At 67.8% G+C, this 12,560-nt stretch carries 10 protein-coding genes; 5 read left to right on the forward strand and 5 right to left on the reverse strand.

The annotated features are described in order from the left end of the window. Nucleotides 1-18 precede the first annotated feature (18 nt). The 5 genes from ACZ56U_RS13805 (at nucleotide 19) to ACZ56U_RS13825 (ending at nucleotide 5,884) form a co-directional block, all read left to right on the forward strand. Nucleotides 19-1,797: an ABC transporter substrate-binding protein gene (locus tag ACZ56U_RS13805; protein ID WP_469084214.1), complete on the forward strand. Its 1,779-nt coding sequence runs from the start codon at nucleotides 19-21 to the stop codon at nucleotides 1,795-1,797. Nucleotides 1,798-1,879: 82 nt separating this feature from the next. Then, nucleotides 1,880-2,860: an ABC transporter permease gene (locus ACZ56U_RS13810; RefSeq protein ID WP_469084215.1), complete on the forward strand. Its 981-nt coding sequence runs from the start codon at nucleotides 1,880-1,882 to the stop codon at nucleotides 2,858-2,860. 9 nt (nucleotides 2,861-2,869) lie between these two features. Then, entirely contained in the window at nucleotides 2,870-3,895 is a 1,026-nt protein-coding gene (locus ACZ56U_RS13815; RefSeq protein WP_469084216.1) for an ABC transporter ATP-binding protein, read from the forward strand. 26 nt (nucleotides 3,896-3,921) lie between these two features. Beyond that, nucleotides 3,922-4,968 (forward strand): ABC transporter ATP-binding protein, encoded by a 1,047-nt coding sequence (locus tag ACZ56U_RS13820; protein WP_469084217.1) that lies wholly within the window; start codon nucleotides 3,922-3,924, stop codon nucleotides 4,966-4,968. 175 nt (nucleotides 4,969-5,143) lie between these two features. After that, nucleotides 5,144-5,884, forward strand: a complete 741-nt coding sequence (locus ACZ56U_RS13825; protein ID WP_469084218.1) for a class I SAM-dependent methyltransferase — start codon at nucleotides 5,144-5,146, stop codon at nucleotides 5,882-5,884. 58 nt (nucleotides 5,885-5,942) lie between these two features. Here the strand turns inward: ACZ56U_RS13825 and ACZ56U_RS13830 are convergent, their stop codons facing one another. The 5 genes from ACZ56U_RS13830 to ACZ56U_RS13850 all read right to left on the reverse strand — a co-directional run bounded on the left by ACZ56U_RS13830 (nucleotide 5,943) and on the right by ACZ56U_RS13850 (nucleotide 12,306). After that, nucleotides 5,943-7,067, reverse strand: a complete 1,125-nt coding sequence (locus ACZ56U_RS13830; protein WP_469084219.1) for an ABC transporter ATP-binding protein — start codon at nucleotides 7,065-7,067, stop codon at nucleotides 5,943-5,945. Between the two features lie 131 nt (nucleotides 7,068-7,198). Then, nucleotides 7,199-8,260: an ABC transporter ATP-binding protein gene (locus tag ACZ56U_RS13835; RefSeq protein ID WP_469084220.1), complete on the reverse strand. Its 1,062-nt coding sequence runs from the start codon at nucleotides 8,258-8,260 to the stop codon at nucleotides 7,199-7,201. A gap of 10 nt (nucleotides 8,261-8,270) precedes the next feature. Then, nucleotides 8,271-9,251, reverse strand: a complete 981-nt coding sequence (locus ACZ56U_RS13840; RefSeq protein WP_391243682.1) for an ABC transporter permease — start codon at nucleotides 9,249-9,251, stop codon at nucleotides 8,271-8,273. An 87-nt stretch (nucleotides 9,252-9,338) separates the two neighbouring features. Then, on the reverse strand, nucleotides 9,339-11,147 hold the full coding sequence (locus tag ACZ56U_RS13845) for an ABC transporter substrate-binding protein (RefSeq protein ID WP_469084221.1): 1,809 nt from the start codon (nucleotides 11,145-11,147) through the stop codon (nucleotides 9,339-9,341). 121 nt (nucleotides 11,148-11,268) lie between these two features. Then, on the reverse strand, nucleotides 11,269-12,306 hold the full coding sequence (locus ACZ56U_RS13850; protein ID WP_469084222.1) for an ABC transporter permease: 1,038 nt from the start codon (nucleotides 12,304-12,306) through the stop codon (nucleotides 11,269-11,271). Nucleotides 12,307-12,560: the final 254 nt, after the last annotated feature.

Raw genomic sequence — 12,560 nt, forward strand, 5'->3', positions numbered from 1 at the left:
ACAGAAATCGGGTCAGCCATGTCTCTCTCCCGCAGAAACTTCGTCATAGCCACCTCCGTCGCGGCCGCGGGCTCGACACTGCTGTCCGCGTGCAGCAGCGGCGACGCGGGGGGTGGCGGCGGCAGCGCGACCGAGGGCGCCAAGACCTACTCCAAGGTCACCATCGGCACCGCCGCGGACTCGACCGGCCCCGCGCCGGAGATCACCGGCGCGAAGAAGGGCGGGACGATCTACGGCCTGGCCCCCGACGACTTCTCGCACCTCGACCCGGGGCGCATCTACTACGCCTACAACTCGACCGCCGCGCTGCTCCTGCACCGCTGCCTGACCGGCTACAAGGTCGCCGAGGACGGCTCGCAGAAGCTCGTCGGCGACCTGGCCACGGACACCGGCACGATGTCCGACGCGGGCAAGACCTGGACCTTCACGCTGAAGGAGGGTTTGAAGTGGGAGGACGGCAGCGAGCTGACCGTCGAGGACGTCCGCCACGGCATCGAGCGCCTGTGGGCCCCGTACATCATCGAGTCCGCCAGCTATGTGCAGATCGCGCTGACCGGCAAGGGCGGCAAGTGGCGTGACGCCTACGAGGGTCCCTACAAGGGCAAGCACCTCGACTCCATCGTGACGGACAAGGCCAAGCGGACCATCACCTTCAAGCTGGCCGAGGCCCGCCCCGACTTCAACTTCACGATGGCGATGCACTCGTACGCCGCGGTGTCCCCGAAGCTGGACACCAAGGAGAAGTACGACAAGAAGCCGGCCGCCTGTGGTCCGTACAAGATCAAGAACCACACGACCGACAAGTCGATGACGCTGGTCCGCAACAAGCACTGGGACCCGGCGACCGACTCGATCCGCAACGCCTACCCGGACGGCTTCGAGTTCACCTTCGGCATCGAGACGCTGGACTCCACGGACCGTCTCATCGCCTCCCAGGGCACCGACGCCTACGCGGTCTCCATCTACAAGGGCGTGCCCGCCGAGCGCATCCAGAAGGTCCTCACCGACCCGGAGCTGAAGAAGCGCACCTTCAACGGCCTGCTCACCGGCACGTACTACTACGCGATCAACACCAAGCGCGTCACCGACCTGAAGGTCCGCCAGGCCCTCAACATGGCCTGGCCGCTCCAGCAGATCCGCCAGATCTACGGCGGCCCGTCCTCCGGCGAGTTCGCCACCACGATCCTCAGCCCCGACATCCTCGGCCGCGAGAAGTTCGACGTCTACGGCAAGCTGAAGAAGCCGCAGGGCGACCCGGCCGCCGCGAAGAAGCTGCTGAAGGAGGCCGGCAAGGAGGGCGTGAAGATCGTCTACGCCTTCCCGCAGGACCCGACCTACAACAAGACCAAGGTCGTCATCGAGAACGCGCTGAAGGAGGCCGGCTTCACCCCGGTCATCAAGCCGGTCGACTCGACGACGTACTACGACCAGATCGCCAAGGTCGACAACAACTTCGACGTGATGTGGTACGGCTGGTCCCCGGACTGGCCGACCGCCTACACGATGATGCAGCCGCTGTTCGACAGCGCCAGCGTCGGCGACGGTCTCTACAACGTGTCGCAGACGAAGGTCTCCTGGATCGACGAGACCATCCAGAAGAACGTGGTCATCACCGACCAGAAGAAGGCCGGTGAGGCCTGGGCCGCGCTCGACAAGCGGATCATGGAAGAAGTCGCGCCGATCATCCCCGAGATGTACCAGCGCCGTTACTACGTCTACGGCAACAAGGTCGGCGGGGCGATGTTCGACCCGAACTTCTCCGCGACCCTGCTCTACAAGACGTTCGTGAAGGCCTGACGACCGGCCCTCGTGGCGGGGCGGCCCTCGGCCGCCCCGCCTCCTTCCCCCCTTCGGCATCCGTCAGGAAATCCCAACTGCCATGCTCCGCTTCCTTGTCCGACGAATTCTCGGCGCCGCGGTGATCCTGCTGATCATCAGCGCGATCGTGTTCGTCCTGTTCTACGCCGCCCCGCGCGACCCCGCCCGCATCGCCTGCGGCAAGGCCTGCACCCCCGAGACCCTGGAGCTGGTGCGGAAGAACCTGGGGATCGCCGATCCACTGCCCGTGCAGTACTGGGACTGGCTCAAGGGCCTCTTCGTCGGCCGCGACTACACGTCGTTCGGCAACTGCAACGCGCCCTGCCTCGGCTACTCGTTCCAGAACCGCGAGCCGGTCCTCGGCACCATCATGGACCGCTTCCCGACCACCCTGTCGCTCTCGCTCGGCAGCTCGGTCATCTACCTGATCTTCGGCATCGGCACGGGCATGCTGGCCGCCGTGAAGCAGGGCAAGGCCGTGGACAAGATCGCGAGCTCCGCCTCGCTCGTCGCCTCCTCGATGCAGATCTACGTCGTCGGCGTCCTCGCCACCTATCTGCTGGTCGACCAGTGGCAGGTGCTGGACCGGGCCAGCTACACGCCCTTCACCGACGACCCGGCGGCCTGGGCCAAGGGCCTGCTGGTGCCGTGGATCGTGCTGTCGCTGATCTGGACGGCCAACTACACCCGCATGACGCGCTCCCAGATGGTGGAGGCGCTCAGCGAGGACTACGTCCGTACCGCCCGCGCCAAGGGCCTGTCCCGCCGTACGGTCTTCTTCCGCTTCGCCTGGCGCGGCGCGATGGGGCCGATCGTCACCATCTTCGGCCTCGACCTCGGCGTCCTGCTCGGCGGTGCGATCATCACCGAGTCGACGTTCAGCCTCCAGGGCCTCGGCATGCTCTCGGTGAAGGCGGTCAGCACCAACGACCTGCCGATGCTGCTCGGTGTCGTCCTGGTCGCGGCCGGCGCGATCGTCGTGTTCAACATCGTCGTCGACGCCCTGTACGCCCTCATCGACCCGCGCGTGCGCCTCGCTTAAGGAGAGACCATGAGCACTCCCTTCCTCTCCGTCCGCGACCTCAAAGTCCACTTCTCCACCGAGGACGGTGTCGTCAAGGCCGTCGACGGGCTCTCCTTCGACGTCGAGAAGGGCCAGACCCTCGGCATCGTCGGCGAGTCGGGCTCCGGCAAGTCCGTCACCAACATGGCGGTCCTGGGCCTGCACGACCCGCGCAACACCAGGCTCGACGGCGAGATCCTGCTCGACGGCAAGGAGCTGATCACCGCCTCCGAGCGGCAGCTGGAGAAGCTGCGCGGCAACAAGATGTCCATGATCTTCCAGGACGCGCTGGCCTCCCTGTCGCCGTACCACACCATCGGCGCCCAGATCGGCGAGACGTACCGCAAGCACACCGGCGCCTCCCGCGGCGAGGCCCGGGCGCGGTCGGTCGAGATGCTGCGCCGGGTGGGCATCCCGCAGCCGGACATGCGGGTGGACGACTACCCGCACCAGTTCTCCGGCGGTATGCGCCAGCGCGCGATGATCGCCATGGCGCTGGTCTGCGACCCCGAGCTGCTGATCGCCGACGAGCCGACGACCGCCCTCGACGTCACGGTCCAGGCCCAGATCATGGACCTGCTCAAGGACCTCCAGCAGGAGTTCGGCACCGCGATCATCTTCATCACCCACGACCTCGGTGTCATCGCCGACATCGCGGACGACGTGCTGGTGATGTACGGCGGCCGTTGTGTGGAGCGGGGCACCAAGGCGGAGGTGCTGCGCACCCCGGACCATCCCTACACGCTGGGGCTGCTGGGTTCGATGCCGAGCCTGACCGGGCCGGTCGACGTGCCGCTCTCCCCCATCCCCGGCTCGCCCCCCTCGCTGCTCAACCCGCCCTCGGGCTGCCGCTTCCACCCCCGGTGCGCCTTCGCCGAGAAGGTCGCGGGCAACCTCTGCTCCACTGAGCGGCCGGCGCTGGAGGTCGTGGACGGGCGGGGTTCGGCGTGCCATCTGACGGCCGAGCAGAAGCGCGAGCTCTTCACCGAGCACCTCGCCGCCCGGACCCACTGACGTAACAGAGACGGGACTTCACCACCATGAGCAACACCACCCCCCTCCTGGACGTCTCCGGCCTGACCAAGCACTTCCCGGTCAAGGGCGGCTTCCCGATCCGTCGCACGGTCGGCGCGGTGCAGGCCGTCGACGGGCTGGACTTCCAGGTCGCCGAGGGCGAGAGCCTGGGCCTGGTCGGCGAGTCGGGTTGCGGCAAGTCGACCACCGGCCGGCTGGTCACGCGGCTGCTGGAGCCGACGGGCGGCAGCATCTCGTACCGCGGGCAGGACATCACGCACGCGTCCCGCAAGGCGCTGGCGCCGATCCGCTCCGAGATCCAGATGATCTTCCAGGACCCCTACGCGTCGCTCAACCCGCGCCAGACGGTCGGCAAGATCGTCTCGGGCCCGATGGAGATCAACGGCATCAACCCGGCGGGGGGCCGCGAGAAGCGGGTCCGTGAGCTGCTGGAGATCGTCGGTCTGAACCCGGAGCACTACAACCGCTTCCCGCACGAGTTCTCCGGCGGTCAGCGGCAACGTATCGGCGTGGCACGGGCGTTGGCCCTGGAGCCTAAGCTGATCGTCGCCGACGAGCCGGTCTCGGCGCTGGACGTCTCCATCCAGGCGCAGGTGGTCAACCTGCTCCAGAAGGTGCAGCAGGAACTGGGCATCGCGTTCCTGTTCATCGCCCACGACCTGGCCGTCGTACGGCACTTCTCGCAGCGCGTCGCGGTCATGTACCTCGGCAAGATCGTCGAGATCGCGGACCGCGAGGACCTGTACGGCAACCCGCGCCACCCGTACACACGGGCCCTGCTGTCCGCCGTGCCGGAGGCAACGGTGGACGATACACCGACCCGCGAGCGCATCCGCCTCACGGGCGATGTACCGTCTCCTCTGAACCCGCCCTCGGGCTGCCGTTTCCGGACCCGTTGCTGGAAGGCGACGGAGAAGTGCGCGACCGAGGCACCCCCGCTGGTCCAGGTCGAGGGCAACAAGCCCGGCCACCTGACCGCATGCCACTACCCCGAGACGGAGGGAACCGTGCCGGCCCCTCGTCTCTCCAAGAACCCCGAGGCAGCGGTCTGACAACACCCCTTTTCCGTCAGCCGCCGCCCTTGTGGAACGGACTTTCTCGGCCCATTGACCCGAGCCCATGAACGTCCGGTTCCAGGGGAAAGAAGGCCCGCGCCTCCCCGGGCGCGGGCCTTCGCCCTGGGCGGATCCCGTCGTACGGCCCCCACACCTGTGGAAGACTGCCGCGATGGTCGATCGCTCGTTCGCGGATCTCTCACTCGCCGCGCTGTACGACTCCCTCAACCCGTGGGGACAGGGTGACGACTTCTACGCCGGCCGCGTGATGTCCGCGCCCACCGTCCTGGACGTCGGCTGCGGCACCGGACGACTGCTCGCCCGCTGCCGGGAGATGGGCCACCCGGGACGGCTGACGGGACTCGACCCGGCCGCCGCCATGCTCGTCCAGGCCAGGCGACGGGAACCGCGCGTGGAGTGGGTCCTCGGGGATCTGGGCTCGGTGGCCTGGCGCGGGGAGTTCGACCTGGTCACGATGACCGGGCACGCCTTCCAGGAACTCCTCGGCGACGACGAGCTGCGCACCGCGCTGCGGGCGGTGCGCGCCGCCCTGGCCGACGGCGGGCGCTTCGTCTTCGACACCCGCAACCCGGCCGCACGCGCCTGGGAGTCCTGGACCCCGGACCACATATACGAGGCCGCCGACCCGGAGGGCGCGGTGGCGTGGATGTGGCACGAGGTCGTCCAGCCGGTGCGGGGCGACCGCGTGACCTTCACGTCGACCTTCCAGGGTGTCCGCTGGGAACGCCCTCAGGTCACCACCACGACACTGCGCTTCCTAGACACGTGGGGCCTGGAGAGCTTCCTGGCGGAGGCGGGCCTGGTGGTGGAGGAGCAGTACGGCGACTGGGGCAGGGGCCCGGTGACGCCGGGAAGCCCGGAACTGGTCACGGTGGCGCGCAGCGCCCCGTGACCAGGGGCGCGCGATCACCGCCTCCCCGCCCTCGCCCGGCGCCCGGGACCCGACGGAACTACCCGTCGTGCAGGTTCTCCTCCAGTGCCGCCAGCGCGGGATCCAGCACGATGTCCTCGTCCCGCCCCTCGATCGTCGGCTCCTCCGGGAAGTGGCACGCTGTCAGATGCCCCGGCCGGTTCCCGGCGATCTGGACCAACGGCGGTTCCTCCGACGCGCACCTGTCCTGCGCCTTCCAGCACCGCGTACGGAACCGGCACCCGGACGGCGGCGAGATGGGCGACGGCACGTCACCGGCCAGCCGGATCCGCTCCCGGGCGGGCGCGCCCTCGTCCGAGAGGTTCACCTCGGGCACCGCGGACAGCAGGGCGTGGGTGTACGGGTGCCGGGGGCGGGTGTAGATGGAGTCGCGGTCGCCGACCTCGATCACCTTGCCGAGGTACATGACCGCGACACGCTGCGAGAAGTGCCGTACGACGGCCAGGTCGTGGGCGATGAACAGGAACGCGATGCCGAGTTCCTGCTGGACCTTCTGGAGCAGGTTGACGACCTGCGCCTGGATGGACACGTCCAGCGCGGAGACCGGCTCGTCGGCGACGATCAGCTTCGGCTCCAGGGCCAACGCCCGCGCCACACCGATACGTTGCCGCTGGCCACCGGAGAACTCGTGCGGGAAGCGGTTGTAGTGCTCGGGGTTCAGACCGACGATCTCCAGCAGCTCACGGACCCGCTTCTCGCGGCCCCCCGCCGGGTTGATGCCGTTGATCTCCATCGGACCGGAGATGATCTTGCCGACCGTCTGCCTCGGGTTCAGGGAGGAGTACGGGTCCTGGAAGATCATCTGGATCTCGGCGCGGATCGGCGCCAGTTCGCGGCGGCTGGCATGCGTGATGTCCTTGCCGCGGTACGAGATCGTGCCCGCCGTCGGCTCCATGAGCCGCGTGATCAGCCGACCCGTGGTCGACTTGCCGCAGCCGGACTCGCCGACCAGGCCGAAGCTCTCGCCGGCGCGCACGGTCAGGTCGATGCCGTCGACGGCCTGCACCGCGCCGACCGTACGGCGGATCGGGAAGCCGCCCTTGACCGGGAAGTGCTTGGTGAGCCCCTCGACCACCAGCAACGGCTCCCCGCCGTCCTCGGTGCCCGCCTCACGCGGGGCGGGCAGGACCAGGTCCTCTTTCATGACGCGTCCTCCTTGGACCTGTCCGGCGGATGATGCCGGGTTCGCGCGCTCGACTTGGTTGACATGCTCTGTTCTCCTGCGGCCGGACCGACCCGCCGGCCAGGGGCCGGACCGACCTCCCGGCCAGGCCCTTAGCCCAGGCTGGGCTTGATCTCCTCGATGAAGATGGTCCGCTTCTGCTCCGCCGTGAGATGGCAGGCGGAGGCGCGGTCCGGGGCCAGCAGGGGGCGCTCGTCGACGCAGCGGGTGCCCTCGACCCGGCCCTGGAAGGTGCAGCGCGGGTGGAAGCGGCAGCCGGAGGGCGGGGTGAGCAGCGAGGGCGGGGTGCCCGGGATCGGCGCGAGCGGGGCGCCGAGGTCCGAGTCGATGCGGGGCATCGAGTTCAGCAGGCCCCAGGTGTACGGGTGTTGCGGGGCGCGCAGCACCTCTCTGGTGGTGCCGCGCTCGATCGCGCCGCCCGCGTACATCACCATGATGTCGTCGGCCATGTCGGCGATGACCCCGAGATCGTGCGTGATGAAGATGATCGCCGAGCCGAACTCCCGCTGGAGGTCCTTGAGCAGGTCCAGGATCTGCGCCTGGACCGTCACGTCCAGCGCGGTCGTCGGCTCGTCGGCGATCAGCAGGTCCGGGTCGCAGACCAGCGCCATCGCGATCATCGCGCGCTGGCGCATACCGCCGGAGAACTGGTGCGGGTAGTCCTTCGCCCGCTCCTTGGGGTTGGGGATGCCGACCTTGCCGAGCATCTCCACCGCCCGCGCCCAGGCCGCCTTCTTGGAGGCGCCGGTGTGCTTCATGTACGGCTCGGCGATCTGCCGGCCCACCGTGTAGTACGGCGACAGGGCGGTCAGCGGGTCCTGGAAGATCATGGCGACCTTGTTGCCGCGCAGCTTCTCCAGCTCGGACTCGCGGGCGGTGGTCAACTCCTGCCCCTCCAGCAGGATCTCGCCCTCGACGGTGGTGAACTTGGGGCTGTGCAGGCCCAGGATGGTCAGGTTGGTCACCGACTTGCCGGAGCCCGACTCGCCGACGATGCCCAGCGTCCTGCCGCGCTCCAGGTCGAAGGAGAGTCCGTCGACGGCCCGGACGATGCCGTCCTCGGTCCGGAAGCTGACGTGCAGGTCCCGCACCGAGAGGAAGGCGCCCGCGTCGGACGGGGCGGGCGCCCCGGCCTCCTTGGTCAGAGTGGTCACGACAGAACTCCTAGGACAGCCGCACGCGCGGGTCGATGAGGGCGTAGCAGGCGTCGACGACGATGTTGCACAGCAGGATCACGCCGGCCGCGAACAGCATCACCCCGAGCAGCAGCGGCAGATCGCTGAACTGCACCGAGTCCACCGCGAGCCGGCCGAGTCCGGGCAGTCCGAAGGTGTACTCGGTGATGATCGCGCCGCCGAGCAGCGAGCTGAGGTCGATGCCGAGGATGGTGATGATGGGGATGAGGGAGCCGCGCCAGGCGTACCGGAAGAAGACATAGCGGCCGCTCATGCCCTTGGCCTTGGCCGTGCGGACGTGCTCTTCCTGGAGCTGCTCGATCATCGCGGAGCGCGCCATACGGGTGTACTGCGCGGCGAAGATCGTCGACAGGACGACCCAGGGGATCATCAGTCCGGTGAACCAGGCGGCGGGATTGTCGGTGAGGGGCGTGTACTTGGGCTCGTCGAAGGCGTGCGTCTGGTACACGAGGATGGCGAGGGCGAGCGGGCCCAGGAAGTAGATCTGCATCGAGCTGAGCGCCATGGAGCCCGCGGTGAACGTCTTGTCGACGAGGGTGCCGCGCTTCCAGGCGGCGAGCAGTCCGGTGCCGAGCCCGACGAACAGGAACACGATCGTGGCGCCGAACGCCAGCGACAGAGTGAGCGGCAGCCGGTCCATCAGGGTCGTCCAGACGGCCTCGTTGGTGTGGTACGAGTATCCGAAGCACGGGGCGGGGCAGGGGCCTTGGGCGAAGTCGTCCCGACCGGCCACCAGCCCGGACAGGAAGATCCAGAACTGCTCCGGGATCGACTTGTCGAGTCCGAGCGTGTGGTGGATGTTCTCCAGGGCGCCGGGCGTGCATGTCTTGCCGCACATCAGCAGCGCCGGGTCGCGGGGCATGCCGAAGAAGAGCAGGAAGGCGACCACGGTCAGCAGGACCAGGATCACGAGTGAGCCGAGGATCCGGCGGAGGAGGAAGCGCAGCATCTCAGTGGCAGCTTTCGGGCTTCAGGCCTGGCGGCGCCGGTCGCGTCCCGTCACGGGAGGGGGCGCGACCGGCGCCGCTTGGACGGGTTACTTCACGTACAGCCTGCGCGGATCGACGCCACCGATGACGTCGTCGTACACCAGTCCGCCGATCTTGGACCCGGCGATCTGGGTCTGCTTGTAGTACGCCGTCGGGATGTTGGAGACGACGTCCTTCACGATGTACTCGTTGATCTTGTTCCAGGCCTCGGCCGCCTTGACCGGGTCGGTGAGGGCACTGGCCGCGTCGATGTCGGCGTTGACCTTGGGGTCGTCGATGTGCGAGTAGTTCGCGGCACCGTCCTGGATCTGGCGGCCGTCGTACAGCGGCGGGATCACGGTCGAGGCGCTCGGCCAGTCGGCACCCCACGCGGTGTGGTAGATGTCGTAGTTGTTCTTGACCTTGCCGACCTGGTCGTAGTAGGTCTCGGCCGGGATCTCCTGGCGCTGCACGTCGAAGCCGGCCTTCTCCAGGCCCGCCGCCATGGCGGTGGAGTACTGCTGGCCCTCGGGGGTGTTGATGTAGCCGAAGGTCAGCTTCAGACCGGTCTTGCCGGCCTTCTCCAGCAGGGCCTTGGCCTTGGCCGGGTCACCGGCGGGCTTGGCCTTCTTGCCGAAGGGGTCGAACTTGGGGTCGTAGCCGGAGACGGTCGGGCTGATCAGACCGCCGGCGACCTCCATGGCGTCGGTGCCGCCGAAGGCACGCACGAACGGCGTGATCGGCAGGGCGTAGGCGATGGCCTCGCGGACTTCCTTGGACTGCATCTCCGGCTGGGACAGGTTGATGTTCATCTGCCCCACGTACGGCTGGTAGCCGGAGACCGTACGGGACTTCAGCGCGCCGTCGTTGAGCACCTTGGTCAGGTTGCCCGCGTCGACCTGGTTGGTGAAGCTGAGGGCGGTCGAGTTCGCGCCCGAGTCGTCGAGGATCGCCTTGGTGGAGTCCTCGAACTGCTTGTTGAACTCGAAGTTGAACTGGTCGACGTACTGGTGGCGGACCGCGTCGGTCTTCGGGTCCCAGTTGGTGTTCTTGACCAGCGTCATCGACTTGCCGGACTTGAACTCGGAGATCTTGTACGGGCCCGCGGTCATCGGGGCCTTGTCGTACTTCTCCTTGGTGTCCTTCTTCTGCGACACGATGGAGTAGCCCGACATGGCGAGCGCGTACGGCAGGTCGGGACGGGCCTTCGCGAACTTGAAGACGATCGTCTTGTCGTCCGGCGTCTGGAGGACGGTGTCCGGCAGGTGCTTGCCCTTGTAGGGACCGTCCGGGAGCAGCTTGCGGTACTCCGTGCCCGGGGTGTCGGCCATCCACTGCTGGATGTAGGTCGGGCCGTTGGAGACGAACGGCGCGAAGAGCCGCTCGAAGGTGTGGCGCACGTCCTTGGCGGTGATCGTGGCGCCGTCGGCCCACTTGATCCCGTCCTTGAGCGTGAACTTCCAGGTCTTGCCACCGTCGGTGGTCGTGCCGCTGTCGGTGGCCAGGTCGCCGACGACCTCGTGCTTCTGACCGTCCTCGCTGGTCGGCTTGTAGCTGGTCAGACCGCGGTGGATCAGCTGGGACAGGGCCATCTCGTCCGAGACGTAGATCTGTCCGGGGTCGAGGTGCGCGAAGCTGTCCCGCTGGAGCACGGTGACCGAGCCGCCCGCCTTGGCGCCGGCTATCTCGGCGGCCGGGCCGGTCGAGGCCTTGGCGTCGCCGAAGGTGATGCCGGACTGCTGCCGCTCGGCGTTCTCCTTGTCCTGCTTTTCGTTGTCGTTGCCCTTGCTGCCACCCTCGCTGCAACCGGTGAGCACGAGAGCCCCCGCCGCCAGCAGTGAGAGCGCGGCGTACGCGCGGCGTCCACCCTTACCCATCACTCAGATTCCACCCATCTTGTGTCACCGGTGCGACTGTCACCGGTGCGAATTGAAGTGCGGACCGGCATAAGACGTGCCATCCGGTCTGTGTCGGGCGAGGATGCCCACAACTGCGCGGTCAGCGCGCCGTCTTGGGATCGAAGGCGTCCCTGACCGAGTCCCCGAGCAGGTTGAACGCCACGATGAAGATGATCATCGAGATGCCCGGGAAGAACATGTAGGTGATGTCGTTCTGCATCACGAGTTCGGTCGACGCCTTGGAGAACATCTGCCCCCAGTCCGGCGTCGGTTCGACGATTCCGACACCGAGGAAGGACAGACCGGCCTCGGCGGTCACGAAGTTGGGGAGCATGTACGTCGACTGCACCAGGATCGGCGTGACCACGTTGGGCAGGATCTCCTTGCGGATGATGCGCGTCGGAGACGCCCCGCTGACCTTGGCGGCCTCGATGAACTCCCGTTCTCGCAGGGCGAGTGTGGTGCCGCGCAGGATGCGCGCGAGGCTCATCCAGCCCAGGAACCACTGCACCGCGATGAGGGCCACCACCCGGACGTACACCGGTGTCTCGTCGCGGGGGCTCACGAAGAGCGAGACCACGACGGGCATGCTCGCGATGAAGAACAGCTGGGCCGGGAAGGCGAGGAGGAAGTCGATGACCCGGCTGATCAGGTTGTCCGCCCGGCCGCCGAGGTAGCCGGCCGCGACACCGAGGATGATGCCGGTCAGCACGGTCGCGACGGTGACCGCCAGCGAGATCATCAGGGAGTTGCGGATGCCGTAGATCAGCTTGGTGAAGACGTCGTAGCCGTTGCCGGGCTCCAGGCCGAACCAGAACTCGCCGCTGATCCCGCCGTTGGGCTGGATCGGCACACCGGCGCTGTCGAAGAGTTCGGGGCGCTCGTCCGCGAACACCGTGTACGGGTCCTTGCCGTACAGCTTGGCTATCAGCGGGGCCGCGAGGCCGACCACGAAGAAGAAGATCACGACGTACGCCGAGATCACTCCGGTGCGGTCGCGCTTGAAGCGGATCCACATCAACTGGCCGGGAGAGCGGCCCTGCAGCTGCTTGGCCTCCTCCGGTTTCGCCTTCGGCGTTTGCTCGCCGTCGACGACGACCGACGTACCGCCGCCCTCGATGTCGGTAGGACTTGTCACAGTTCGCCCATTTCACAGGTGTGGGTGTGCCGAACCGGCGACCGGCGCGAGGTGTGCGCGATCGCGTTTCGGATCATGAAGAAGCGTCAGCGGCGCCACTCGGCCAACGGGAGAACCCGCAGCCGGACGCGCGTAGGGGGAAGGGCGTGGCCCTTCAGAGCCAATCGCCGTGCGCCGAGGCGCGGTTGCCGGCACTTGCGGACGCTGTGACCCACCTGGTGCTTGTGACACCGCGCATGGGACTCCTCCTCATG

It is taken from the genome of Streptomyces sp. NPDC034103 (assembly GCF_055575395.1).